General features: G+C 64.8%; 28 protein-coding genes. 24 read left to right on the plus strand and 4 right to left on the minus strand.

Annotation, left to right across the window (positions count from 1 at the left end):
- Positions 1-721: 721 nt before the first annotated feature.
- The 4 genes from H1B27_RS32535 to H1B27_RS32550 all read right to left on the minus strand — a co-directional run bounded on the left by H1B27_RS32535 (position 722) and on the right by H1B27_RS32550 (position 5,131).
- On the minus strand, positions 722-1,357 hold the full coding sequence (locus H1B27_RS32535) for a MarR family winged helix-turn-helix transcriptional regulator (protein WP_197968864.1): 636 nt from the start codon (positions 1,355-1,357) through the stop codon (positions 722-724).
- Between the two features lie 810 nt (positions 1,358-2,167).
- Positions 2,168-3,508, minus strand: coding sequence for a flagellar protein export ATPase FliI (gene fliI / locus H1B27_RS32540; RefSeq protein WP_197968865.1), 1,341 nt, complete (start codon positions 3,506-3,508; stop codon positions 2,168-2,170).
- 102 nt (positions 3,509-3,610) lie between these two features.
- Positions 3,611-4,339, minus strand: a complete 729-nt coding sequence (flgF, locus tag H1B27_RS32545; protein ID WP_061877147.1) for a flagellar basal-body rod protein FlgF — start codon at positions 4,337-4,339, stop codon at positions 3,611-3,613.
- Between the two features lie 3 nt (positions 4,340-4,342).
- Entirely contained in the window at positions 4,343-5,131 is a 789-nt protein-coding gene (locus tag H1B27_RS32550) for a DUF1217 domain-containing protein (protein ID WP_061877146.1), read from the minus strand.
- 142 nt (positions 5,132-5,273) lie between these two features.
- Here H1B27_RS32550 and motA point away from each other — a divergent pair, with 142 nt between their 5' ends.
- The 24 genes from motA to H1B27_RS32670 all read left to right on the plus strand — a co-directional run bounded on the left by motA (position 5,274) and on the right by H1B27_RS32670 (position 25,782).
- Positions 5,274-6,170: a flagellar motor stator protein MotA gene (gene motA / locus H1B27_RS32555; RefSeq protein WP_197968866.1), complete on the plus strand. Its 897-nt coding sequence runs from the start codon at positions 5,274-5,276 to the stop codon at positions 6,168-6,170.
- Positions 6,167-7,108, plus strand: a complete 942-nt coding sequence (locus H1B27_RS32560; protein ID WP_061877144.1) for a flagellar motor switch protein FliM — start codon at positions 6,167-6,169, stop codon at positions 7,106-7,108. The genes motA and H1B27_RS32560 overlap by 4 nt, the downstream gene beginning before the upstream one ends.
- Positions 7,089-7,403: a hypothetical protein gene (locus H1B27_RS32565; RefSeq protein ID WP_061877143.1), complete on the plus strand. Its 315-nt coding sequence runs from the start codon at positions 7,089-7,091 to the stop codon at positions 7,401-7,403. Before H1B27_RS32560 ends, H1B27_RS32565 begins: the two co-directional genes overlap by 20 nt.
- 76 nt (positions 7,404-7,479) lie before the next feature.
- Positions 7,480-7,854, plus strand: a complete 375-nt coding sequence (gene fliN / locus H1B27_RS32570) for a flagellar motor switch protein FliN (protein WP_061877142.1) — start codon at positions 7,480-7,482, stop codon at positions 7,852-7,854.
- 2 nt (positions 7,855-7,856) lie between these two features.
- Positions 7,857-8,897, plus strand: a complete 1,041-nt coding sequence (locus H1B27_RS32575) for a flagellar motor switch protein FliG (RefSeq protein ID WP_035670173.1) — start codon at positions 7,857-7,859, stop codon at positions 8,895-8,897.
- Positions 8,898-8,910: 13 nt separating this feature from the next.
- Positions 8,911-9,996 carry a flagellar biosynthesis protein FlhB gene (flhB, locus tag H1B27_RS32580; protein WP_197968867.1) on the plus strand — a complete coding sequence of 362 codons (1,086 nt, stop codon included), beginning with the start codon at positions 8,911-8,913 and terminating at the stop codon, positions 9,994-9,996.
- Between the two features lie 66 nt (positions 9,997-10,062).
- Positions 10,063-10,464 carry a flagellar basal body rod protein FlgB gene (gene flgB, locus H1B27_RS32585; RefSeq protein ID WP_061877140.1) on the plus strand — a complete coding sequence of 134 codons (402 nt, stop codon included), beginning with the start codon at positions 10,063-10,065 and terminating at the stop codon, positions 10,462-10,464.
- An 11-nt stretch (positions 10,465-10,475) separates the two neighbouring features.
- Positions 10,476-10,892 (plus strand): flagellar basal body rod protein FlgC, encoded by a 417-nt coding sequence (flgC, locus tag H1B27_RS32590; protein WP_035670180.1) that lies wholly within the window; start codon positions 10,476-10,478, stop codon positions 10,890-10,892.
- Between the two features lie 2 nt (positions 10,893-10,894).
- Entirely contained in the window at positions 10,895-11,224 is a 330-nt protein-coding gene (fliE, locus tag H1B27_RS32595) for a flagellar hook-basal body complex protein FliE (RefSeq protein WP_061877139.1), read from the plus strand.
- A gap of 18 nt (positions 11,225-11,242) precedes the next feature.
- Positions 11,243-12,031, plus strand: coding sequence for a flagellar basal-body rod protein FlgG (gene flgG, locus H1B27_RS32600; RefSeq protein ID WP_035670189.1), 789 nt, complete (start codon positions 11,243-11,245; stop codon positions 12,029-12,031).
- Between the two features lie 13 nt (positions 12,032-12,044).
- Positions 12,045-12,521, plus strand: a complete 477-nt coding sequence (gene flgA, locus H1B27_RS32605) for a flagellar basal body P-ring formation chaperone FlgA (RefSeq protein ID WP_081494926.1) — start codon at positions 12,045-12,047, stop codon at positions 12,519-12,521.
- Entirely contained in the window at positions 12,518-13,648 is a 1,131-nt protein-coding gene (gene flgI, locus H1B27_RS32610) for a flagellar basal body P-ring protein FlgI (RefSeq protein ID WP_061877138.1), read from the plus strand. Before flgA ends, flgI begins: the two co-directional genes overlap by 4 nt.
- 67 nt (positions 13,649-13,715) lie before the next feature.
- The gene (locus tag H1B27_RS32615) at positions 13,716-14,486 is read left to right on the plus strand and encodes a MotE family protein (RefSeq protein ID WP_197968868.1); all 771 of its coding nucleotides are present in this window, start codon (positions 13,716-13,718) and stop codon (positions 14,484-14,486) included.
- Complete coding sequence (gene flgH / locus H1B27_RS32620) at positions 14,487-15,194, plus strand: flagellar basal body L-ring protein FlgH (RefSeq protein ID WP_061877136.1); 708 nt, start codon at positions 14,487-14,489, stop codon at positions 15,192-15,194. It begins immediately after the preceding gene.
- 42 nt (positions 15,195-15,236) lie between these two features.
- Complete coding sequence (locus tag H1B27_RS32625; RefSeq protein WP_061877135.1) at positions 15,237-15,680, plus strand: flagellar basal body-associated FliL family protein; 444 nt, start codon at positions 15,237-15,239, stop codon at positions 15,678-15,680.
- Positions 15,677-16,417, plus strand: a complete 741-nt coding sequence (gene fliP, locus H1B27_RS32630) for a flagellar type III secretion system pore protein FliP (RefSeq protein ID WP_197968869.1) — start codon at positions 15,677-15,679, stop codon at positions 16,415-16,417. Before H1B27_RS32625 ends, fliP begins: the two co-directional genes overlap by 4 nt.
- Positions 16,418-16,682: 265 nt before the next feature.
- Entirely contained in the window at positions 16,683-17,591 is a 909-nt protein-coding gene (locus tag H1B27_RS32635) for a flagellin N-terminal helical domain-containing protein (RefSeq protein WP_061877134.1), read from the plus strand.
- Between the two features lie 277 nt (positions 17,592-17,868).
- Complete coding sequence (locus H1B27_RS32640; protein ID WP_061877133.1) at positions 17,869-18,783, plus strand: flagellin N-terminal helical domain-containing protein; 915 nt, start codon at positions 17,869-17,871, stop codon at positions 18,781-18,783.
- A gap of 305 nt (positions 18,784-19,088) precedes the next feature.
- Positions 19,089-20,714, plus strand: coding sequence for a flagellar basal-body MS-ring/collar protein FliF (gene fliF, locus H1B27_RS32645; RefSeq protein WP_165935957.1), 1,626 nt, complete (start codon positions 19,089-19,091; stop codon positions 20,712-20,714).
- Positions 20,711-21,403 carry a hypothetical protein gene (locus H1B27_RS32650; RefSeq protein ID WP_061877131.1) on the plus strand — a complete coding sequence of 231 codons (693 nt, stop codon included), beginning with the start codon at positions 20,711-20,713 and terminating at the stop codon, positions 21,401-21,403. The genes fliF and H1B27_RS32650 overlap by 4 nt, the downstream gene beginning before the upstream one ends.
- A gap of 6 nt (positions 21,404-21,409) precedes the next feature.
- Complete coding sequence (locus H1B27_RS32655; RefSeq protein ID WP_061877130.1) at positions 21,410-22,723, plus strand: MotB family protein; 1,314 nt, start codon at positions 21,410-21,412, stop codon at positions 22,721-22,723.
- Positions 22,720-23,898: a chemotaxis protein gene (locus tag H1B27_RS32660; RefSeq protein ID WP_197968870.1), complete on the plus strand. Its 1,179-nt coding sequence runs from the start codon at positions 22,720-22,722 to the stop codon at positions 23,896-23,898. Before H1B27_RS32655 ends, H1B27_RS32660 begins: the two co-directional genes overlap by 4 nt.
- A complete protein-coding gene (fliK, locus tag H1B27_RS32665) occupies positions 23,895-25,250 on the plus strand; it encodes a flagellar hook-length control protein FliK (protein WP_197968871.1) in 1,356 nt (451 codons plus the stop codon). The genes H1B27_RS32660 and fliK overlap by 4 nt, the downstream gene beginning before the upstream one ends.
- A complete protein-coding gene (locus tag H1B27_RS32670) occupies positions 25,201-25,782 on the plus strand; it encodes a transglycosylase SLT domain-containing protein (RefSeq protein WP_197968872.1) in 582 nt (193 codons plus the stop codon). Before fliK ends, H1B27_RS32670 begins: the two co-directional genes overlap by 50 nt.
- The last annotated feature ends 84 nt before the right edge of the window (positions 25,783-25,866 follow it).

Consider the following 25,866-nt stretch of genomic DNA (forward strand, 5'->3'; position numbering starts at 1 on the left):
TGAGCCCGAAGCTGCGTGCGGACGAGCGGCGCTGCTAGGTTTCGTCTCGTCTGTAAGTTTCCGGCTCCGTCGACAGGGCCGGGAAAACTGCGGCGAAATGGCGGGCCGTGCGTACGGCAAAACCGTGTGGTCCTGGCCGTCGTTGCTACGGTCAAGCTCTTGCGGATGCGGCAGTCGCGTCAACCGGCGCGGCGCCGGTGAATTTCGCGAGGGGTGAGGGAGGCCAGAACGAACTCGGCTCCCGGGAGAGCACGGCATAAGCCGTCCGACCATCGCGCAGGGAAGGCCGTGTGTTGGGCTTCACCTGTATGCTGCTGTGCGGTTTTCTGCGTGTGCTCCATGCACAGCAGACCGCGGGTGCGAGCCGGCACCCGGCCTTCCCTGCGCCCTCTTGGCTCGAGAAGGCGAGCGACGAAGCAAAGCTCGGGCGAATTCAGCCGCGAGGATGCGAAGGCATGTCTGCAAGTTGAGATGCGGTGTTGGGACTGCGATGGCGCCTGTGCTCCGCAATTGCGAGTTGGAACCAGGCTTGAGAAGCAGGCGCGCGCTGGATGAAACTTTGGAATCCCTCCAGGGAAAACACACCGGATCTGCTTCGCTGCGCTCGCAATGCCGAGGTGCTCCCGGGAGGGACACGTGCGCGTCTCGAAGAGATTCTTCCGCTGCGAGATCTTCCGCAAGTCTTGGGTCGTCATCCCAGGCTGCGGTCGGGTCGTCCGCATTACCCCCGGCTCGCCACGCGCGCGGGGTCGAGATGCTGCTCGATCTTGGGGCGGTCGCGCGTGCGCTCGAAACTGGTGCAGAGCAGCTCGGTCTCCTCGAGCGAGACCGGCGCACGATAGAGCCGGCACATGAATTCAACGGTTGCACGTCCCTTGCCGGTGCCCGGACCGCGCTCTGCGAGAAACATGCAGTCCCGGCAGATACTGGCATTGAGCCGCTGATGGGCTGCATCGAGGTGATTGAGGATCTCGCGGAGAGAGTCGCGCAACCTGATGCACTCGTCGGTGCCGAGCGAAGTGACCGCATTCACCACGTGATTGATCGGGTCGTGCTGGCTCAGGCATTTCTCGCCCTGGGCGGTGACGTGCAGGACGACAGAACGCTTGTCCTCATGCGACGGCTTTCGCACCAGAAAGGACTTGCCCTCCAGAGTCTTCACGATCTGCGATGCAGTCGCTCGGGTGGCGCCGATGAAGCCGGCCAGCGCGGACGGGGTGCGCGAAAATCTGTTGGCGCGGCCGAGAAAGCGCAGCGCCATCCACTCCCGATCGCGCAATCCATGCTGATCGCCTTCGAAATACCAAGCCCTCGCCGCCTGAACCAGCAGCTCGACGGCTTCTCGCGCCAACGGCATGGAATCTACCTCGTCCCCGGAACTTTGTCTGCGGCGTCGCGGAGCCGCTCTGCGCCCAGAGTGTGCGACGAGCCTGTCGTGCGGAACTCTCGTTCAAAGGCACGGACCTTAACGCGCCGCACCTTGACCGTTGCGGAACGCGTCCCTCGGAACGAGAGGCTGCGTCGATGGCATGCCAGCAGCGTCGTCGTCGCGCGGGAGCCCGGATTGCCGTCACCGGCAGACGGTGGATCGGAGTGGTTCAACCGAAGCCCCCAAAAGTTCAAGTCGCAGGCAGACGTTTTTTATACTCGAGCGAAACGATGAATGAGCTTCTCAACAAAATCAAGTCAAGACGCTCGCTGAGACTGGATGTCGTCGTAAGCGACTTTAACGTTCAAGACAATCGCGCTCTTCGGGACACATGATGGTGAACGCAATGCGCTACTCGACGAGCAACATGCGCCCGACTTTGCGAGCGGCTGATTGCGCGGCATGTTGTTGTCTGTCGTCGACGCAAATTGACCGAAGCTTGTGCACGACGATGATGTGTATCGGCACATCATCCACAACTTGTGCGTTCCGGCGGAGAATCGCTCAAGGGAACTCAGAGGAATTGCACGTGGCGGTTGTCGTCGCCGTGCTCGCGGAATCGTCGCGCTGGATCGCTTGCACCGCGGCGGCGCGCGGTGCTCACCCGAACGGTGACGGGCTCATGACGGAAATCGGTGATGGATATGGGAACGCATGCGCGAGAAGCGCAACGCCATGCGCAATCTCCTGTCGAAAACCACGAGCAGGACGGGCGGCAGGCGCCTCTCATACGCCGCCTCACCCTTCCGTTCGCTGGTCACCCTTGAGCATGTCCCGGAGCTCGCGGAACGGATCGGCGCTCGGCGGAGCCGAAGCGCCCTGCCGCATCGCGTTGTAGATTCTCGGAACCATGTCGACCGCCTGATCGAGACCCGAATCACGTCCCGACTGATATCCGCCCATCAAGCGAAGATCGCGCGTGTCCTCGTATTGCGCGATCATGGCGCGCAGCTTGCTCACCAATTCGCGCTCCTCGGGGTCCCACACGTTATGGGCGAGGCGTGAGACCGACGCCAGAACGTCGACGGCCGGATAGCGCGCCTGGTCGGCGATGTGCCTGGAGAGCACGATGTGCCCATCAAGCGTGCTGCGGATGGTGTCGGCGATCGGCTCGTTGTGATCGTCGCCGTCGACCAGCACGGAGAAAATCCCGGTAATCGTGCCGGATCCCTCCTCGCCTGGACCAGCGCGCTCCAGGAGACGCGGCAAATCGGTGAAGACCGTCGGTGCGTAGCCGCGCGCGACTGCGGGCTCGCCGGCGGCGAGCGCGACCTCGCGGGCCGCATGGGCGAAACGGGTGATCGAATCGACCATGAGCAGGACCGATTCGCCCCGGTCACGGAAATATTCGGCGACCGCCATGGCCGTCTTCGGCGCCAGCCGCCGCATCATCGGGCTCTCGTCGCCCGTCGACACGATGGTGACGGCGCGGTGACGGTCGGTGCCCAGTACGTCCTCGATGAACTCGCGCACCTCGCGGCCGCGCTCGCCGACCAGGGCCAGCACGACGGTGTCGAAGCCCTGACTGCGGGCGAGCATCGCAAGCAGCGTCGATTTGCCGACGCCGGAGCCGGCGAAGATGCCGACGCGCTGGCCGGCGCAGATCGGCGAAAACAGGTCGATGACGCGTACGCCGGTGCGCAGCGGCTTGTGGACGCGAGCGCGCTTCATGGCCGACGGCGCCTCCGCTTCCGCCGAGACCGCCTGGGGTCCCTGGATGAGGGGGCCCTGTCCGTCCAGCGGTGCGCCGAGGGCGTTGATGACGCGGCCCTTCCAGCTCGGATCGGGCGCGAAGGACAGAGGCGGCATCCGGTAGGCGACCGAGCCGAGCCCGCCGGCAAATTGCCGGTCGAACGGCTTGGCAACGATGCCGTCGCTGTCGATCCGCACCACCTCGCCGATCTGGCGCTTTCCGGCCGAATTGACGCCGATGAGCTCGCCGAGCCTGACGAAGCGCGACAGGCCGGAGACGCGGAAATGCGTCGGTGCGATCTCGGAGATCGCGCCGCTGACGCTTGCCAGGGGAGTGCTCTGCTGAAGCTCCAGCAGCGCCCACTCGAGTTGCCGAAGAGCGTTCAAGGAAACCGTCCAACCTCAATCCTGAAGCATGATCCGGAAAAGTGCGCAGCGGTTTTCCGAAAAGATCATGCTTAAACAACAACCTAAAGCACGAGGCGCAGTCTACTTGCCGGGTTCGCCGAGTGTCCGGATCGCGTTCTGGAGCGAGCTCTCGGTGCCCTCGATCATCGAGTTGGTGCCGTCGAAGGCGCGCGAGGCCGAGATCAACCGCGTCAATTCAAGCATCGGATTGGCGCCGGAGCCCTCGACATAGCCCTGCTTGAAGCCGTCCCGGGAGAAATCGGCGATGGCGGTGGCAGGCCGGTCGGGCGTCACGCCGGAATTGCCGTAGCGTTCGAGATTGGCGTCGGGCGGAATGTTGAACAGGCCGATAGTGCCGATCTCGTTGTTGTCCTGGGTGATCGCGCCGCTACGCGCGATTGAGACCGGTCCGCCGTTGGGGTCGAGCGTGATCTGCGCGCCGCCGGAATCGACGACGGGGAAGCCGCTCACGGTCTGAAGGTCGCCGTTGGGAGCGATCTGGAGGCGGCCGTCGCGCGTGTAGACCGTGCCGTTCGGACCGGCGAAGGCGATCCAGCCCTGTCCGACCACGGCGACGTCGAGCGGGTTGCCGCTCTCGGTGATGCTGCCCATCTCTCGGGAGATGATGTTGTCGCCGGGCGAGGAGAACGCCACCGGCGTCGGGCCCGCCTTGGAGAGCACGGTCTCGAACTTCACCACGTCGGTGCGGAACGCCGCCGTGTTGACGTTGGCGACGTTGTTGGCGATCGTCTGGAGGCGCTTTTCGAGCGCGACCTGCGCCGACAATCCCACATAGAGAGCCGATTGCATGACTTACCTGTTGAACTTGATGTTCTGAAGTGTCGTGAGCATGTTGGTATCCATGTTGATCGACGTCGCGGCGCCGGCGATCAGGACCAGCGCGGGGTTGGTCGAGGTGTCGTTCTGGGCCTGGGTCGCGTCCCACATCGCCGCAAAGCGCTGCACGAATTTGGTGACCTTGGCCGGGTCCTGGAAATCGGCGAGATCGATCTTGTCCGTGATCATCTTGGCCTGAGCATCGATGTCGGACGAGCTGATGGTCGACGACCAGCCCATTGCAGTCTGCACCACCTGCGTCAGCGCCTTGTCGGCGAGGATCTGGTAGGGGGTCGTGATCGTGGAAGCCTTGCGGGTGAAATATAGCGCCAGGCGCAGGCCTTCGTTCTGATCGCCGGCCTTCTCCTCCATCGTCTGCGTGACGTATTGGGTCGCGGTGCCGGTCGTGGCTGCTGTGGTCTGCGTTGCCTTGTCGCCGAGGGCGGCGAAATTGAAGGCGGTCGCGAATTGCCGATAGCGGGTGTCGGTCAGCTTGTTGGCGAAGGCGTCCTTGCTCGCAACGCCCTCGGTCAGCACCTTGCGCATGAACGCCTTGGCATAGGTCATGTCGCTGAGGCCGTAGGCCTTCATCGCGTAGGAATAGAGACGATAGTCCTTCAGGAAGTCGTCGATCGTCTTCACGTTGCCGATATGGCTGAGGAAATAGTCGGTCTCTCGGCTGACGTCCGGCTGCTGTGCGACCTGCGTCAGCGACTTGCCCATGTCCTTGGTCAGTCGGGTGTAGTCTGCGATGGTGGATAGCATGACGCGCGCCCCTCTGGCCGCTGTTGCGGCTTCGCCTCAAACTGCCGCGAATTGCTTGCGCGAGGCTGGCGACGAAGAAGCCAGCCTCGCGCAAGCGTGGCCGACTAGATATTCCCGATGGGATCGGCGATGGAGCGGCGCGTTGGGCAGTTTCGTGGGGATTTTCATCACGGTAGCGGCACTGCTCGGCGGCTTTGCAGCCATGGGCGGGCATCTGGCCGTGCTCATGCAGCCGTGGGAGTTCGTGATCATCATGGGCACCGCGGTCGGCACCTTCATCGTGGCCAATCCCTGGAAGACGGTCGTGGACACGGGCGTCGCCTGCATGCAGGCCATCACCAACGCGGTGCCGGGGCAACGTTACTATCTCGACCTGCTGGGAGCGCTGCATGCCCTGATGCGCGAGCTGCGGGGCAAGGGGCGCAACGAGGTCGAGGCGCATATCGACGATCCCTCGTCCTCCGAGATCTTCAAGGCGTTTCCGAGCGTGCTCGGCGATCCTTCGCTGCTCCAGTTCATCTGCGACTACGTCCGCCTCATCATCATGGGCAATGCGCGCACGCACGAGATCGAAGCGCTGATGGACGAGGAGATCCATACCATCGTGAAAGGTAAGCTGGCGCCCTATCATGCGCTGGTGACGGTGTCCGAGGCGCTGCCGGCGCTCGGTATCGTCGCCGCCGTGCTCGGCGTCATCAAGGCCATGGGCGCGCTCGACCAGTCGCCGAAGCTGCTGGGCGGCTTCATCGGCGCTGCCCTGGTCGGCACCTTCGCCGGCATCTTCCTGTCCTATGGCGTGCTTTCGCCCATCGCGATCAAGATCAAGATGACGCGCGAGAAGAAGTGCCGGCCCTACATCATCGTCAAGCAGACGCTGCTGGCGTTCATGAACGGCGCCATGCCGCAGATCGCGGTCGAGCACGGCCGCAAGATGATCGCGAGCACGGAGCGGCCGTCGATCGACGTCGTCGAGAACGAGACCATCGCCGGTCCCAAGCCGGTCGCGGCCGAGGCCGAACCCAAGGCGGCGCGCGCATGATGATGGAAGACGCTGAAGTGGATCAGCGCAAGCAGCTGCCGAACTACCTGCTGGACGCCGCCGGCATATCGATCGATCGTATGCCGATGCTCAATGTGATCTTCGATCGCATGGCGGCATCGTGTACCGACAGTCTCCAGCCGATGGCTGGAACACCCTGCTATTTCTCGGTCAACGGCATCACCAACGACCGCGTCGGCGACATCATCAAGGACTACGAGGCCAACGCGGTCGCGGCGGTGCTCTATGCCGAGCAGTGGGACTCCCGCATCATCATCATGCTCGACCGTGACTTCGTGTTCACCATGGTCGAGGCGATGTTCGGCTCCGACGGCGCCGAGCCGCCGCTCGACGTCGAGCGCTCTTTCTCCAATATCGAGCTCCGCCTGGTGCAGGCACTGTTCGAACGGTTTGCCAAGGCGCTGCAATCCGCCTTTGCCGGCACTTCGAACGTCACCTTTCGCGTGGAGCGGGTCGAGACGGCGATGGCTTCGCTGGCGATCGGGCGAAGCGGCAACATGTCGATCTGCGCGAACATCATGCTGCAGGCGCTCTACCGCGGCGGCCAGATGTTCCTCATCATCCCGCACTCCGCGCTCAATCCGCTCCGGCAGAAGCTTGCTCATGTCGTGGTCAGCGACGGTCGCGCGGCCGACCCACGCTGGCGCGAGCAGATGGAGAGCGAGGTCCACCGGACCGAGGTGACGCTCAGCGCGGTGCTCGATGAGAAGACGGTGTCTCTCGGCGACGTCGTGAAGTTCCAGGTCGGGCAGGTGCTCGAGCTCGAAGCCACGCCACGCACGCTGGCCCGTCTCGAAAGCAACAATCAGGTACTGTTCTGGTGTCAGATCGGCCAGCTTGACGGCTATTACGCCATGCAGGTGGCAGATCCGGTCGACCAGAAACGGGAGTTCGTCGATGATATCCTATCTCGTTGATGCCGTGCTGTTGGTTGCGCTCGCCTTCACCAGCATGCGGGTGACAAGGATGCACCGCGAGCTGGCGCGGCTGCGCAGCTATCAGGGCGAATTCTCGACCATCGTGCACGAGACGGCGGGCGCCTTCGACACGGTCATCACGGCGGCGCACGATTCCACCGCAAATCTCGGACGGCTCGCCAACGTGCTGAGCACGAAGATCGATCAGGCCCACGAGGCGATCGCGGCGCTCGATGCCAGAAGCGGCCTCGCACCCGCCGCGACCGCAGGCGGCGCCGACTTGAACAAGCATTGAAGGCGAAGCCGGCAGGACGATTACGACGGGAGCGCCGCGGCGCTCCGGCAGCGGACATACCAAGAGGCGATACCAGATGGCGCAATCCTTCGACTATGAATCTGCACCCGCATCGGCAGAGGCCGAAACGTCTCCCCTCGAGCGGCTGGCGGAGATCGCCCAACGCACGGCCGAGGAGACCGGCAAGTTCGCCAATATCGACGCCATCCTGCGGATCCCCGTCACCATGCAAGTGGTGCTCGGCTCGGCGACCATTCCGGTGGCGAACCTGATGAAGCTCGGCCGCGGCGCGGTGGTTCCGCTCGATCACCGGGTCGGAGAGCCCGTCGATGTCGTCGTCAACGGCCGCATCGTCGCCCGCGGCGAGGTGGTCGTCGTCGAAGAGGACAATTCCCGCTTCGGCGTCTCGCTCACGGAGATTGTTGGTCCGCTGGGCCAAGGTGATACCTGATCATGGCGGCACCGGTCGGCATCGCGCCAGCCAAGCAGCGAGGTGTTACCACGCTGGGCGGCACGGAAAAGGTTGCCGCGCTCCTGCTGGCGATGGGCCGGCAGGCGGCGGCGAGCGTGCTGCAGCAGTTCGAGCCGCAGGAGATCCGCATCGTCACCAAGGCGGCGGCGGAGCTGCGGCCGATCACCGCGCAGGAGCTCGAGGGAATCGTCGAGGAGTTCGCCCAGCAGTTCTCGATGGGCGCCAACATCCTGGGCACCCTCGGCGGCCTGGAAGCCGTGCTCGGCGACGTGCTTCCGGCCGACCAGGTCTCGCAGATCATGTCGGATCTGCTCGGCAATTCGAGCCGGTCGGTATGGGACCGCGTCTCGTCGGTGTCTGAAAACTCGCTCGCGAGCTACCTGTCCAAGGAGCATCCGCAGACGGCGGCGCTGATCCTGTCCAAGGTCAAGCCGGCCTGCGCCGCCAAGGTGATGAGCCAGCTGCCCTCGAGCCTGCGCAACGAACTGATGCGGCGCGTTCTGAGCCTCAAGCCGATCGTCGACGACGCCATGCGCATCATCGAGAAGACGCTGCACGAGGATCTGACGCTGAACTTTGCCCGCAACCTCGGTGCCGACACCTACGCCCGCGTCGCCGACATCATCAACAAGATGGAGCGCGGTCATATCGAGGACATGCTGAAGAGCCTGTCGGAGAAGCGGCCGAAGTCGGCCGAAGTGCTGAAGGAACTGCTGTTCACCTTCGACGACGTGGTCAACCTGACACCGAAGGCGCGCACCATGATCTTCGACCAGGTGCCGACCGATCGCATCGTCGTCGCGCTCAAGGGCACCGACAAGCATTTCCGCGAGCTGATCCTGTCCTCGGTCGCCTCGCGCGTCCGCCGCGTCGTCGAGCACGAGCTCGCCATTGGAGAGCCATCGAACCAGCGCGACGTGCTGGAGGCGCGACGCGTGATCACCGATCTTGCGCTCGAGCTGGCGGAGAAGGGCGAAATCGAGCTCAACCCCGAGCAGGAGGATGAGCTGGTCTTCCGCTGACCGCTGAACGGGCATGGCAGAAACATCCGATCCGGAGAGCAAGACAGAAGAGCCGACCGAGAAGAAAGTCCGTGATGCGCTCGAGCAGGGCAAGATTCCGGTCTCTCGGGAGGCCTCCATATTCGCCTCGATGGCCGCGCTGATGGTGATCCAGGCCTTCCTGATCGGCCAGGGCGTGCAGCAATTGACGCCGACGCTGAAGAGCCTCCTCGACGATCCCGAGGGCTTCCCGCTCAGCACGGGCGCAGACGCGCAGAACCTGCTCACCGTGGTCGGACTCCAGGCGCTCCGGTTCCTGGTGCCGCTGGTCGTCATCCTGGTGGTGTTCGGGCTCGCCGCCTCGCTGCTGCAAAACGCTCCGCGCGTGGTGCTCACGCGCATCAAGCCGGACTTGAACCGGATCTCCCCGATCAGCGGCTGGAGCCGGTTGTTCGGGACGCAGGGCCTGATCGAGTTCGCCAAGTCGCTGTTCAAGCTTGGCGCGGTGAGCGCCGTCGTCGCCTTCGTGCTGCGCTCGTCCGAAGCGAGAGCGTTCGAGGCGATGTATACCGATCCGGTCGCGCTGCCGGAGATGATTCTCAACATCGCGATGCGGATCGTCTCGGCGATCTGCATCGCGACCATCGTCCTGGTGGCGATCGATCTCGCCTGGGCGCGCTTTCACTGGCGGCGCGAGCTGCGCATGACGAAGCAGGAGATCAAGGACGAGCACAAGCAGGCGGAAGGCGATCCGCTGATCAAGGCGCGGCTACGCTCGCTGGCGCGCGACCGTTCGCGCCAGCGCATGATCGCCTCGGCCTCGCGCGCGACGCTGGTGATCGCGAACCCGACGCATTTCGCGATCGCGCTGCGCTACAAGCGCGAGGAAAATGCCGCCCCGCTCGTCGTAGCCAAGGGCATGGACGTGATCGCATTGAAGATCCGTGAGGTTGCCGAGCAGAACCGAATCCCCGTCATCGAGAACAAGGCACTGGCGCGCGCGCTCTACGAGGCGGTCCAGGTCGATCAGGTGATTCCGGCCGAATTCTTCCGACCCGTCGCCGAGATCATCTACTTCCTCCAGTCCAAGCAGACGCCGCGGCCGGAGAAGGTCCAGTAGAATTTTCTGAGGATGGTGTCTGCCTCATCAGCCTGACGAAAGCTTGACGCCCTAAGCTTCCTTCGAATGGACCAGAATGGGGCTGTCGTGGGACCGCTTTATCTCTTCGAACTCGCATCGTCGCAGGCGCGGTACCTCGAACTCCGCCAGTCGACTATCGCCACGAACGTCGCCAACGCCAACACGCCGGGCTTTCGGGCGCGCGACGTCGAGCCGTTCAACAAGGTGCTCGACGGCATGCCGGTCAGGCTTGCGACGACGTCGCCGTCGCACATGCAATTGTCCGCGACCGAGACCGACACGCGGGCGACCGCGAAGAAGGACAGCTGGGAGGTGGTTCACTCCGGCAACTCCGTCAGTCTCGAGCAGGAAATGATCAAGGGCAGCGACGTCAATCGCGACTATTCGATGAACTCGGCGATCGTGCGGTCGTTCCACCGCATGGTTCTGTCGAGCGCAAAAGCCTGAGGTGAACTGACATGCTGGACTCACTGCAAGCTTCGTTGACGGTCGCGAGTTCGGGGCTCGAAGCGCAGTCGACGCGCATGCGCATCGTCTCGGAGAATCTCGCGAACGCCACCTCGACCGGGCGCATTGCCGGCGCCGATCCGTATCAGCGCAAGACCATCACCTTCGATGCCGCGATGGACCGGGCCTCGGGCGCGCAGCTCGCGAAGGTCAAGGAGATCGGGGTCGACACCACGCCGTATCGCGTGGAGTACGATCCGGGACATCCCGCTGCCGACAAGGCCGGCTACGTCAAGCTGCCCAACGTCAACATGATGATCGAAATGGCCGACATGCGGGAAGTCAACCGGTCCTATGAAGCCAATCTTCAGGTCGTGAAGCAGGTGAGATCAATGCTCGGCATGACCATCGATCTTCTGAGGAGCTGACAATGCTTGAGGCGATTTCATCCACGGCGATATCCGCCGGCCAGGCGGCGACCCGCGCGACCGAGACGCAGGCTGTCTCGCCCGCGGCGACCACGGCGATCCAGACCGGTGACGATTTCGGCTTCGAATCCGTGATGAAGCAGGTGACGACCGACGCGATCGGGACGCTGAAGGCGGGCGAGGCGGCGTCGATCTCGGCGATGCAGGGCAAGGAATCGACGCGTCGCGTCGTGGAGGCGCTGATGTCGGCCGAGCAGGCCCTGCAGACCGCGGTCGCGGTTCGCGACAAGGTCGTGCAGGCCTACCAGGAAGTCGTTCGGATGTCGATCTGACCTGAAGGAATGAAATAAGTGAAATCGCTCGCCATTGCGGCCACGGGCATGAACGCCCAGCAGACCAACATCGAAGTCATCGCGAACAACATCGCCAATATCAACTCGACCTCGTACAAGCGGGCGCGCGCGGAGTTCACCGACCTGTTCTACCAGATGGACCGCATGCAGGGCGTCGCGAACGTCAACGGCTCCTCGCCGATCCCGGAAGGCGCCAATCTCGGCCTCGGCGTCAAGTCGGCGGCGATCCGCAAGCTGCACATCCAGGGCGCGCTGACCCAGACCGGCAACCCCTACGACCTCGCGATCAACGGTCGCGGCTGGTTTCAGGTGCTCGGCCCCAACAACGAGGTGCAATACACCCGCGCGGGCTCGTTCAATACCAATGCCAACGCTCAGCTCGTCACGATCGACGGCTATCTCCTGGATCCCGCGATCACCGTGCCGCAGGGGACGGTCGAGGTCACGGTCAACGCCACCGGCCAGGTGTTCGCCAAGCTGGATACGGAAGTGAACCCGCGGCAGATCGGTCAGCTCAACCTCGCCAACTTTGCCAATGAAGCGGGCCTGGAGCCGTTGGGCGGAAATCTCTATCGCGAGACCACCGCGTCCGGCACGCCGGTCGTCGGGCTGCCCGGCGATGCCGGCTACGGCAAGATCAACCAGAAATGGCTCGAAGCCTCCAACGTCGATCCGGTCAAGGAAATCACCGAACTGATCTCGGCGCAGCGCGCCTACGAAATGAATGCCAAGGTCATCCAGGCCTCGGATGAAATGGCCCAGACGGTCTCGAAGGGCATGCGCTAGTTCCGGTGTCTCGATGTTGAACAGGGTGGGCCTGATCATGCGCGGGTTGGCCGCCGTGCTGCTGGTTCTCGTCGCGGCGCGCGGCGCTGCGGCCGAGGAGAAGCGGCTTCCCGTGCCGGCCGTCTCGATCCGCGCCGGCGAGTTGATCCGGGAGGAGATGATCACCGAACGCGCCTTCGCGCCGAGCCTGCTCGGTGTCGCCATGTTCATCGAGGGCCGTCAGGTCCTGGTCGGCCGCATGGCGCGGCGCGCTCTGTTTCCGGGCCAGCCCATTCCGACCAACGCGGTGGAAGACCCCTGGACCGTCGCCCGCGGCGCCACGGTCAAGGTCGTGGTCGAAGACAGCGGCCTGTCCATCGTCACCTACGGTTCGGCGATGCAGTCGGGTGCGGCCGGCGCGCTCATCCCGGTACGCAATACGGATACCGGGGTGATCATCAGGGGCGTCGTCCAGCCGGACGGCACCGTCAAGGTCGTGGACGGGTCATGACAAGACTCCTGCTTGCGCTCGTCCTGCTCATGTCGGTCGTCAGCGCCCAGGCTGCCGTCCGCGTCAAGGACATCGCGGACATCAAGGGTTTGCGCGAGAACCAGATCGTCGGCTACGGTCTCGTCATCGGCCTGAACGGCACCGGCGACACGCTTCGCAACGCGCCGTTCACGGAGCAGTCCCTACAATCGATGCTCGAGAACATGGGCATCAACGTCAGGAACGAGACCACCAGCACCAACAATCCCCCGCGTCCGACGACGCTGCGCACGCGCAACGTCGCGGCGGTGATGGTGACCGCGGACCTGCCGCCATCGATCGGGCCCGGCGAGCGCATGGACGTCACCGTGTCGTCGCTCGGCGATGCGACGTCGCTGCTCGGCGGCACGCTGGTCATGACGTCGCTGCGCGCCGCGGACGGCGCCGTCTACGCGGTGGCGCAGGGCGCGATCACGGTGGCCGGCTACAGCGTCGGAGGCCAGGCGCAGAATGTCAGCCAGGGTACGCCGACGGCCGGGCGCATCCCGAACGGTGCGCTGGTCGAGCGCGAGGTGCAGGGAAGTCTCCGCGAGATGGAGTTCCTGGTGCTGGAGCTGAAGAACCCCGACTTCGTCACCGCGACGCGCATCCTCGACGCCATCAACCGATACGCCGGTGGACGCTACCGCGCGCAGATCGCCTTCGAGCGCGACTTCCGCACCATCGTGCTGTCGAAGCCGCGCCACATCGGTCCTGTCCGTTTCCTGGCCGAGATCGGCGAACTGACGGTCGAGCCGGATACGCCGGCGCGGGTCGTGATCAACGAGCGCACCGGCACGGTCGTGATCGGGCGCGACGTGCGGATATCGACCGTTGCCGTGACCCACGGCAATCTGACGGTTCGTGTCACGGAGATGCCGGTCGTGTCGCAGCCGGCGCCGTTCTCGCGAGGGCAGACGGTGGTCGTCCCGCAGACGGTGGTCGAGGCCAACGAGGCGGGAGCGCAGGTGGCGATCCTGAGCGGGGTCGATCTCCAGCGCCTGGTGCGCGGGCTGAACCAGATCGGCCTGAAGCCATCGGGGATCATCGCGATCCTCCAGGCGATCAAGACGGCAGGTGCGCTCCAGGCCGACGTCATCGTGCAATGATGCATAAGCGTCGTGCAAGCTTGGTCGCTCAATGCTCAAGTCTCGACCGAGAATCGCACGCGGCCCGATGCTGAAGCTGGATCACAAAGCCAAACTCCTCCTGCTGGCCGCGGCCTCAATGCTCGCGAGCGCATCGCCCGTGCTGGCGCTGGACGAGGCCAGGCCGTCGAAGCCGCTCAACCTGCTCTCCTTCGCGCGCGCCCGCGCGGAGGGACCGCAGAAGCCACAGGTGCCGGCCGCCCCGGGTTCCGGCGAGAGTGCTCCGATCCGGGCGACGGCATGGGCGGCCGAGGAGTCGGGACCCGCGGTCACCGGGGCGATGCCGGCTTCCGAGACCCCGATACCCGCGCCTGCGCCCGCACCGGTCCGTCCGGCCAGGCCCGGCAGCGTCACGGCGCCGCCGAAGCCTGCGCCGCCGCAGGCTGCGCCGGCCCCGGACAACGAAATCGCCCTGTTCTGCAGCAACGTCGCCGATCCCGCCGTCGACGCAAGGCTGGCCTGGCAGCTCAAGGAGCTGGAGAAGGCCGAGAGCCAGTTGCGCGAGCGCATTGCCGAAGTCGAGGCCAAGCGCGCCGAATACGAGAAGTGGATGGCGCTGCGCGACGACTTCCTGAAGAAGGCCGAAGCGAGCATGGTCGAGATCTATTCGCGCATGAAGCCCGAGGCCGCGGCGACCCAGATCGCCGGCATGAGCGACGAGACCGCCGCCGCGGTGCTCGCCAAGCTCAGCCCGAGGAGCTCGAGCGCGATCTTCAACGAGATGGATACGGCGCGCGCGGCCCACCTCGCCGACCTGCTCGGCGGCATGCGTCGCGTGGATGACGGAAAGACCAAATAGATGAACAAGCCGATCCTCATCCCCTCGCTCCTGCTGGCGTCCGTGGTCCTGGCCGGATGCTACCATGACCCGGCCGAAATCCTGATCGGCCCGCAAATGTCGCCCGTCGGCAGCGGCCTGAGGATGCAGGCCGATCCGATCCCGGTGACGCCGCGCATGCGCACGCCCGTCAGCTATCGCTCGACCTGGGACGACGGCACCGATCTCTACCGCGATCCTCGGGCCCGGCGCACCGGTGACGTCGTGACGGTGATCATCTCGATGCAGGACAAGGCCAAGCTCGACAACAAGACCGATCGCTCCCGCGATTCTCAGGTCAAGTTCGGGCTCGACTGGCTGATGAACGTCGCAGGCTGGAACGACACTGGCCAAGCCAACGCCAACCTCAACACCAATACCCAGATCAAGGGCAACGGCCAGATCGATCGCACCGAGGACATCAAGCTGTCGATCGCGGCCATCGTTACCGACGTGCTGCCGAACGGCAACATGATGATCAGCGGCTCGCAGGAATTTCGCGTCAACACGGAGATGCGCGTGCTCAACGTCGGCGGCATCGTACGTCCGCGCGACATCTCGCGAACCAACACGATCTCCTACGACAAGATCGCCGAGGCGCGCGTGTCCTATGGCGGGCGCGGAAATCTGTCGGACGTGCAGCAGCCTGGATGGGGACACCGGATCTATGATGCCGTGGCACCATTCTGAGTCCCGCGCCGGTCGGGTCGCGTCGTGATCGCGGGGGACGCCATGCGCCTGATTGCCGCCATCGTCGTGCTGACCCTGATCGCGGTCGGCGCAGGCGCCGTTGCCGGCCTGCATCTGATCGCGACCGCCGAGCGCGTTGCCGATGCGAAGAAGAGCGACACGCCGCCGCCGATCGCATCGAGCTACGCCGGCAGCGCGCGGCTCAGGAAACTGTCTCCGATCGTGACCAATCTTGCCGCGCCGGCCAACAACTGGGCGCGCATCGAAGCCTCCATGGTGACCGATAGCATGAGCGACGAGGATGCCGGCATTCTGGCCGCCCACATCAGCGAGGACATCGTGACCTACCTGCGGTCGGCGACGGTCGCGCAATTCGAGGGATCGCGCGGGCTCCAGCATCTGCGTGAAGACCTGACCGAGCGTGCCAACATCCGCTCGTCGGGCAAGGTCCGCGAATTGATCATCGAGACGCTGGTGATCCAGTGAGAGTGAAAGTCTTGCTGCTCGCATTGGCCCTGGTCGTGCTGCCCGAAGTGGCGCTGGCCCAGATTCCGGACCTGAATTCCCTGTTGCCGCCGGGAAACGGCTCGACCAGCGGCCGCATCATCCAGCTGATGGCGCTGATCACGGTGCTGTCGGTGGCGCCGGGGCTGCTTATCATGGTGACGAGCTTCACGCGATTTGCGGTGGCGTTGTCGTTCCTGCGCGCCGGTCTCGGCCTGCAGACCACGCCTGCCAACCTCGTACTGATCAGTCTCGCGTTGTTCATGACCTTCTACGTCATGGCACCGACCTTCGACAGGGCCTGGGAGACCGGCGTCCAGCCGCTGATGAAGAACGAGATCTCCGAAGAGCAAGCCTATCTGAAGATCACCGATCCGTTCCGCGAGTTCATGCTGGCACATGTCCGCGACAAGGATCTCCAGACCTTCGAAGCGCTCGCCGCGGAAAGCTTCCGCAAGAAGTTCGACGACAAGCGCGTCGATCTGCGCGTCATCATTCCGGCCTTCATGATCTCCGAGCTCAGGCGCTCGTTCGAGATCGGATTCCTCATCATCCTGCCGTTCCTGGTGATCGACATGATCGTGGCGACGCTGACCATGTCGATGGGCATGATGATGATGCCGCCGACAATCCTCGCGCTGCCGTTCAAGATGCTGTTCTTCGTGCTGATCGACGGCTGGAACCTGCTGGCCTCCGGACTGGTACGCTCGTTCTCGTAAGAGCCGAGATCGCTGACCGGCTGGATATGGTTAAGCGACAGGCGCGGGATATGGTTAGCGCCGGGTAATGTTAACCATATGATTTTACAGCGAAATTCTATCCGACCTTAATCTGGAGGCAAGATTCGGCGTGCTAGCAATGCGGCACGGCGGGTTGGACCCCACCCACATCAGTCCAAAGGCATGATGCCGCCCCTCCGTACCGGTGAAAGCCCGGTATGTCCCCTCGTGAAAATGTATCGCGTACAAAAAAGGGACATTCGCAATGTCAAGCCTGCTTACGAACTCGACTGCCATGACCGCACTCCAGACCCTGCGGTCTGTGAGTTCGCAACTCTCCACCACGCAGAACCGGATCTCGACCGGCCAGCGCGTGGCCACCGCTTCGGACAACGCCGCCTATTGGTCGATTGCGACGTCGATGCGCGCCGACAACGCCGCGCTCTCCGCCGTTTCCGACTCGCTCGGCCTGTCGGCCGCGACCGTCGACACCGAATATACCGCTCTGACCTCGGTGATCGGCGACAAGGACTCGGGTCTGACCAAGCTCCAGGCGCTGCTGGTCCAGTCCAAGACTGCCGGTATCGACCGCACCAAGATCCAGGCGGACATCACCCAGATCCAGCAGGACATGAAGCTGAAGGCCAACTCGGCGACCTTCAACGGCATCAACTGGCTGAGCACCACGACTGGTACCACACCGACGAGCTTCAGCCTGGTGTCGTCCTACTCGCGCGTTGGCGGCACGCCCACCATCGGCTCGATCACGGTGACGACGGCCGACTACACGCTCTACTCGACCACGCAGACCGGCATTCTGGACACCGTAGCCGGCAGTGCGTCGGTCGACACCATCAACATCTCCGCGCTGACCGACTCGGCCGCCGACCAGACCACGCTCGATGGCTACATCGCGCAGGTCACGACCGCGATCAACTCGGTGGCCTCGGCCGCTGCCAATCTCGGTGCCGTCAAGAACCGTATCTCGACCAACACAAACTTCGTGAAGTCGCTGATGGACTCGGTTGACCGCGGTGTCGGCCAGCTCGTCGACGCCGACATGAACGCGGAATCGACCCGCCTGGCCGCCCTGCAGGTCCAGCAGCAGCTCGGCGTGCAGGCGCTCTCGATCGCCAACAACAGCAGCCAGAGCATCCTGTCGCTGTTCCGCTAAGACGGAAGTCATCCAAGGAGGGCCGCGCTTCTCGCGAAGCGCGGCCCTTTCGTTGGGGCGTGACGCCACGCGCACGGCGTCATTTCCGCTCCCTGTTGCCGCTGGAGCACAGCGCCACAAGCCTCGCACAAGCTTCGCTCGCTAACCTCGCCGCTACGACAGATTGGGCCTTGAACCCGCGATTGCGGGAAGCCCAAAGGCATGACGCCGCCCTGTCGTACCGGTGCAAGCCCGGTATGTCCCCCAAGCTCGATTCAATCTTCAAAGGGACATCAAAATGGGTTCTAGTCTCCTCACCAACTCCTCCGCCATGACCGCGCTCCAGACCCTGCGGTCTGTCAGCGCGCAACTCGCCACCACCCAGAACCGGATCTCCACCGGCCAGCGCGTGGCCACCGCTTCGGACAACGCCGCCTACTGGTCGATCGCGACGTCGATGCGCTCCGACAACGCCGCGCTCTCCGCCGTCTCCGACTCGCTCGGTCTGTCGGCCGCGACCGTGGACACCGAATATACCGCTCTGACCTCGGTGATCGGTGACAAGGAATCCGGCCTGACCAAGCTGCAGGCGCTGCTGGTCGAAGCCAAGACCGCGGGTATCGACCGCACCAAGATCCAGGCCGACATCACCCAGATCCAGCAGGATATGAAGCTCAAGGCCAATTCGGCCACCTTCAACGGCATCAACTGGCTGAGCACGACGACCGGTACCACTCCGACGAGCTTCAATCTCGTATCGTCGTATTCGCGTGTCGGCGGCACGCCCACCATCGGCTCCATCACGGTGACGACGGCCAACTACACGCTCTACTCGACCACGCAGACCGGCATTCTGGACACCGTGGCCGGCAGTGCGTCGGTCGACACGATCAACATCTCCGCGCTGACCGACTCGGCCGCCGACCAGACCACGCTCGATACCTATATCGCGCAGGTCACCGCGGCGATCAACTCGGTGAGCTCGGCCGCTGCCGATCTCGGCGCGGTCAAGAACCGCATCTCGACCAACTCGGAGTTCGTCAAGACCCTGATGGACTCCGTTGACCGCGGTGTCGGCCAGCTCGTCGACGCCGACATGAACGCGGAATCGACCCGTCTCCAGGCTCTGCAGACCCAGCAGCAGCTCGGCGTTCAGGCGCTCTCGATCGCCAACCAGAACAGCCAGAGCATCCTGTCGCTGTTCCGCGGCTAAGCGGCGCTCTCGAAAACGACCGTGCTCCCTCAGGGAGCACGGTCCCCGCCATGATCGGCGGATGCGACGGCACACGACACGCCGGTATCGACCTTCCGACGCCAGACTTCATGCAATAAGCCGCAGCCGATAGCGCTGCCATGCGCCCGAGCGCCGGCTTGCGGCCGCCGAACCGATTGCGTCGTGCTGGTTTCCTGCAAAATTGCAACGCCTCGCCAGCGAACTGACACATTCGCGGCATCGCGCAACCTTCAGACAAGGTTGGCAGCTGAGTGTCCTGTACGTTCGCATTGGTACGAGGTCATATGCTCAGTCGTGCGCAGGTACAGCAACTGCTCAACAATCTGCTGGAGCTTGGGCCGCGACGCCTGATGGCCTTGGGACTGATCGGCTTTGCCGTTCTCGTCACCGTCGTCGGCGGTACCTATTATCTCAGCCGCCCCGAGTTCGAAACGCTCTATACCGGCCTCAGCCGCGAAGATGTGACACGCATAGGCGCGGCGCTGCGCGAGCAGAACATCACCTTCGACGTCAATTCCGCCGGCGATGCGGTCTCGGTGCGCCCGAGCCAGACCATGCAGGCGCGGATGCTGCTTGCCGAGAAGGGGCTGCCGACCAGCGCCAACTCCGGTTACGAGCTGTTCGACAAGATCGGCTCGCTCGGCCTGACGTCGTTCATGCAGGAGGTCACCAAGCTCCGCGCACTGGAGGGCGAGATTGCACGCACGGTGCAACTGATGAAGGGCGTGAAGGCGGCGCGGGTGCATATCGTGCTGCCGGTCCGCGGCTCGTTCCGCGCGACGCAGCAGCCGCCATCGGCCTCGGTCGTGCTGCGCACCGACGGCGCGATTGAGGCGCGCACGGCGCAGTCGATCCGTCATCTCGTCGCCGCCGCCATCCCCGGCATGAGCCGCGACAAGGTGACGGTGCTGGACGCCGACGGATCGATGCTGCTCGCCGAAGAGGACGAGGCGAGCGCCGCGCCGACCAAGATGGCCAGCCTTCAGAAGACGGTCGGCGGCATGGTGCAGGAGAATATCCGCAAGGCGCTGACGCCCTATCTCGGCCTCGACAATTTCGAGGTGAGCGTTGCACCGCAGCTCTCCACCGACAAGCGGCAGATCAACGAGACGGTCTATGATCCCGAGAGCCGCGCCGAACGTTCGGTCCGGAACGTACGCGAGAAGGAATCGTCGCAGAACGCCGACCGCTCGACGCCGACCACGGTGCAGCAGAACCTTCCCGACCAGCAGGTGAATGCCGGCGGCGGCAAGAACTCCAGCGAGGACAAGAGCCGCCGCGAGGACGTCACCAATTTCGAGGTCTCGTCCAAGACCACGACGACGGTAAGCGACGGCTATTCGGTCAAGAAGCTCTTCATCGCCGTCCTGGTCAACCGCGCGCGGCTGGTCGCCGATCTCGGCGACAAGAGCAACCAGGCCATCGTCGACAGCAAGCTTGCAGAGATCAGTCAGCTTGCGGCGACGGCGGGCGGACTGGACAAGACGCGCGGCGACCAGATCCAGGTGACGGCTGTCGACTTCATCGAGGGATCGCGTGAGCTGGCGCCGGTGCCCCCGATCAGCTTCGTCGAAATGATCAACAAGCAGCTCGGCAGCGTCATCAATGCAGTGACGATCCTGGCGGTTGCTGCGATGCTGGTCTGGTTCGGACTCCGGCCCGCGGTCAACGGCATTCTGACCCATCGCGCGGAGCAGGAGCAGGCCGAGGCGGCTGAGGCCGCCCAGATCGAGGCTGCGGCGGCCCTTGCGTTGCCCGACAGCGAGGAGGCCGAGCTCAACCTCGTCGAAGACCTCGAAGGCAAGATGCAGCGAACGCCGCAGAAGCGGCTCGAGCAGATCGTCCGGCTCGATCAGATGCAGGCGGCTGCGATCCTTAAAGACTGGATGCGACGTGAGGAGGCGGCATGAACGCGGCAATCGGAAAACTCCTGACGCAGTTCGACGCGAATGGCCGGGTCAAGTCGTCGCCGCCTCCGTCGCCGAAAATCCAGGACGTACTGACGCGGTCGAAGGAAGCCCGGCGCGAGCCGCAACCTCAACCGCAGCCCCAGCCGCAACCGCAGCTACAGGCGCCGCCTCCGCCGCCCGCGACGGAAGCTCCGCCCGCCAACCTCCTGGACGATGCCTATCGGCGAGGCCATGCCGCGGGCGTCGCGGAGGGCGACGCCAAGTTGGCGGAGGAGCGCGTCCGCAGTGCGATCCGGCTCGGAGAGGAACGGGCCAAATGGTCCGACCAGCAGGCGGTCGCGATCGTCGGCGGCTTCGAGGCGGCCTGCCGGGAGATCGAGAGCAACATCGCAAGCTCCGTTGCGCGGATATTGCTGCCGTTCCTCACCGAGGCGGTGCGCGACAAGGCCATCGGGTCGCTGGTCGAGCAGATTGCGGTGCTGACCGGCGGTTCACCGGTGCCGGTCTTCAAGGTCACCGGCCCGAGCGAACTGCTCGACCTCGTGAAGACGCAGCTCGAGGCGTCCAGGCGAACCGGCATCGCGTACGAGGCCGCCGACACCTTCGAGGTCCGCGTCGTGGCCGACCAGACCGTGATCGAGACACAGATCTCCGCCTGGAGTGAACGCCTCAAGGAAGCGCGCCGGTAGTCCGCCATGGAAGAGGTCAAGCATGAGATCGTGATCGTCCGCCGGCGCAGCGCCTTCGCCGAGGAGGCGCATCACGGCGGCGTCTGGAAGATCGCCTATGCGGACTTCATGACCGCGATGATGGCGTTCTTCCTGGTCATGTGGCTGCTCAATGCGCTCAACCAGGACCAGAAGCAGGTGGTCGCGAGTTACTTCAACCCGATCAAGCTCGCGGAGAACGCACCTGCTCCAAAGGGTCTCAAGGATCTCTCCAAGAAGGAGCCGTCCTCGCTCGAAGGCCAGGACGGCAAGCGGCAGCCGGCCGGACCGAACGAAGAACGTCGCGGTGACTCTCCGACGGCCGAGAAGCCGGCCTCCTACGAGGAGAAGGTCCTGTTCCGCGATCCCTATGCGACGCTCGCGGAGATCGCCAACAGCGCGAACCAGTCCACGGGGCAGCGACGTGCCGGCGCTCTGACGTCCGTCGAAGAGGACGGCCTCAAGGGCGGCGACGCCTACCGCGATCCTTTCGATCCCGGCTATTGGAAGCTGGCGCCGCAGGCGTCCAAGGACGCAGATCGTTTCATCGAGAGTGAGCCCAAGCCGAATGCCTCCGCGCGCGACGGTGCAGCCGGACCAAACCCGGGCGAGTCGCAGGCGCGCCGGGCCAAGGCGGAAGAGGCCGGCGGAAGCGTGGCTCCGAACGCGGACAGTCCGTCCGCAAGCCTGTCGCCCCTGCTGCCGCCGGGCCCCGCACCCACGCAATCCTCGCGCGAGGGCAGCGCCCAGCCTGGCGCTCAAGCCAATGCCGGCCTCCAGGCGCGTCCCAACGACACGGCAAAGGAGTCCGAACCGCGCGATGCGGCGCAAACGCAGCAGCCGACCCTCAAGCAGCTTCAGTCCGCGATCGCGGACGCGCTGTCGGACATCAAGACGGGGGCGGGGCCGGCGGCCGAGGTGCGTCAGGTCGAGGAAGGTCTCCTGGTCAGCCTGACCGACGATGCGAGCTTCGGCATGTTCGCGGTCGGCTCGGCCGAGCCGCGGCCCGAGCTGATCCGCGTGATCGACAAGATCGGGCCGCTGCTGACGAAACGCCAGGGCACGATCATCGTGCGCGGCCATACCGACAATCGGCCATACCGTTCGGAAACCTACGACAACTGGCGGCTGTCGACTGCTCGTGCGCAAATGGCCTACTACATGCTGGTTCGCTCCGGCGTCGATGCGCGGCGGATCGAGCATATCGAAGGCTACGCCGACCGGCGGCCGAAGCTTCCGAACGATCCGGCGGCCGCACAGAACCGCCGGATCGAGATCCTGATCCGGGAGAAACGCCCTTGATCAGGCTGCTGCGCCGCGCCGCCTTGCTGCTGCTGCCGTTCACGGCGGCGAGCGTATTTGCCCAGCCTGCGCCCCAGTCCGGCGAGCCCTATGAGCTCGTTCGTGCGCTACAGGCGGTGCAGGACGGCATCGCCAATGGCGACACCGCCGCGCACAGCAGCCACATCGCGCTGATCCGGCAGATCGGCGAGAAGTTTCTCGCGGCCGATCCCGCCGTGTGGAGCAATCCGCAGAACAGCCAGGCCGTGGTCATCTACCTGCTCAGCGGCGGTGCGCCGCAGGTCGTCCGCAAGTTGCCGCGCGACAGGATGACCGTCGACGAGCGGCTGTTCAATGGTGCGCTCGCCTATGTCGAGGGTCGTCAGGACGACGCGCGGGAGTTGCTCAAGGACGTCAAGCCGCGGACGATTCCCTCGGGCCTTGGCGGACAGGTCGCGCTGGTCCAGGGCGCGCTGTTCGCGCGCGCCGAGGCATCGCTCGCGATCGAGCGTCTGGACGATGCGCGCCTGCTGTTGCCCGGCACGCTCGTCGAGGAGGCGGCGCTGCGGCGCGAGATCCTGCTGGTGGGTCAGGCGGAGGATTTCGAGAAGTTCGAGTTCCTGACGCTGGCCTATATCCGCCATTACCGCAACTCGATCTATGCCGGCGATTTCTGGCAGCGATTCTCCGCAGGGCTGACGCAGTCGAGCCTGGCGCTCGACGAGCGCCGCTTTGCGCGGATCACAGCCCTGTTGGAGCAGATCGATCGTGCGAGCCGCCTCAAGCTGTACCTCGTAATCGCGCGCGCCGCGATGGTGCGCGGACGGCTGGCCGTGACCCGGCTTGCCGGCGAGCGGGCGCTGGCGCTCAGCGCCGACGCCTCGGCGGATCGCGAGCGCGCCCATTTCTTCCGCGGCGCCTCGCGGGTGCTCACCGACGAATATGACGGCGGTCTCGCCGAGCTGAAGGCACTCGACCGGTCGAAGCTGCCCGAGCGCGACGTCCCCCTTCTGAATGCCACGGTGCAGCTCGCGCTCGACGTCCGCAAGCCGTTCGCAGGCGGATCCGTTGCGGCCGCCGACAAGCCTCCGGCAACGCCGGCGCGGCTGGATCTGTCCTCATCGATCGCGACGCTCGCGCGCGCGCAGAAGCAGCTCGGCGAGCTCGAACTCCTTACCAGGGACCGCCGTCTATGACCAAGCTCAGTGGAACCTCCGGACAGCTCTTCTCGGGTCTCGCCGAGAGCCTCAACGTGCGCGGGACGTCACGATCCGCAAAGAGCGCCGGAACCAGACCGCAGGCAAACTCGTCGTTCAACGATCTGCTCCACACCGTCTCGAATCTCGCGAAGCAGGCACTGAGCGATGGTGCCGGCGACACGACCGCAAAGACCGGAACGCTGCGCACGCGTCTGGTCCACCCCAACGAGCAGGAGAAGCCGAAGGACGCGACGGTACGCGAACGCATCGCGGTGTCCCAGGAACCAGAGGCCACAGAGGAGTCCTCCTCCGACAACAAGGCCGACAGGTCGTCGGAGAAACTACGGCCGGTGGATCAAGCCGCCGGAGCGGACGTCCAGGGTCAATCGGGCATTGCCGTGGTGGTCGGGCAGGAGATCGCTGCCGCGCCTGCCGTGAAGACGCAGCTGCAATTGCTGTCCGCCGACAAGGACGGACCCGCCCGCGACGAGCGGTCCTCCACGACGAAGCGCGAGGCTTCCGGCACGGGCGCGGCGAAGGTAGCGACGGTCGACACCGCCCCGTCCGGTGTCGCTCCCACCGCCGCGCGCTCGCACGCTGCGGTTTCGCAAGCGATGGGCGCGGCTCAATCGGCACCGACGCAAGGCATCGAGGCTTCGAGTGCAATGCCCGCATCAGCGGGCTTCGAGGCGGTCACGGCCAATGTCGAGCGCGCCGCCAAGGCCTCGGCACGCGCCGCGCTGCCCGAGACGACCAAGGTCACCGTGGTCCAGCAGGAGACCCATCTGCCGCCGGCGCAGTTCAACGCCCCGCAACAGGTCGCCAATGCAGTCGTCGCCGAGCTCAAGGAGTCCTCGGCACCGGCGGCGTCGGCCGCGCCGGACCTTGCGGCTTCCCAGACCAATGCGCCGGATCAGCCGCTCAAGATCCTGACCGTCAATCTCGAACCACCGGCACTCGGCAACGTCACCGTGCGCCTGCGTCTCGTCGGCACCGAAGTGTCCGTCCAGCTTGCGGCCGAGCGCAAGGACACGAGCCAGATGCTCGACCAGCAGCGCGACCAGATCCGCGATCTCATGCAGTCGGCGGGCTACGTCGCCGACGTCGCGCCAGTCCAGCACGGCTCGCTGGACGGATTCCAGAGCGGCTCCGGCCAATCGCAGTCGCAGCTCTCGGGCCAGCACCAGCCCTCGTCGCAGTCGCAAGGCACGTTCGGCGGCGCCGGCACGTCGTCGGGACAATCCGACGGCGGTGCGAAGCAGGCCCGGCAGGAGCGCCAGTTCAACCAGGAGACGCGTCATGATCAGGACGTGGTGCCGCATCATCGTCGCGGCCCTGTTTATCTCTAGTGCGAGCGCTGCCCAGGCGGCCGCCGACATTGCGCGCCCCTGCGAACGCGAGATGGCGCGCGCGGCTCGGCAGCACGGGATTCCGCTCGGCATTCTCTACGCCGTCGGCCTCACCGAGACCGGTCGGCGCGGCGCGCTGCATCCTTACGCCCTCGGCGCCGACGGCCAGACCGTGTTCGCCAAGGACATGGATGACGCAATCGCGAATTTCGAGACGATGCGCAGCAAGGGGATCAAGCTCATCGACCTCGGTTGCATGCAGATCAACCATTATTACCACGGCGAGAAGTTCGCTTCGGTACGGGCGATGTTCGATCCCACCAGGAACGTCGACTACGCCGCGCGCTTCCTCAAGGAGCTGAAGCAGCGCGAAGGCAGCTGGACCATGGCGGTCGCGCGCTACAATGCCGGTCCCAACAACCAGCCGGCGCAGAAGCGCTACGTCTGTCACATCGTCGCTCATCTCGTCTCGAGCGGGTTCGGCGCGTGGACCGACAAGGCGCGCTCGTTCTGCCAACCGAAAACGACATGACAACATGAAGTTGTGCATCGCTTCCAATCATCAGCCCCGCGCAAGCAAGACCCCCCATTGTAGCTGCAACCTACCAAAGGAGCC

The organism is Bradyrhizobium diversitatis, from assembly GCF_016031635.1.
GTDB lineage: Bacteria > Pseudomonadota > Alphaproteobacteria > Rhizobiales > Xanthobacteraceae > Bradyrhizobium > Bradyrhizobium diversitatis.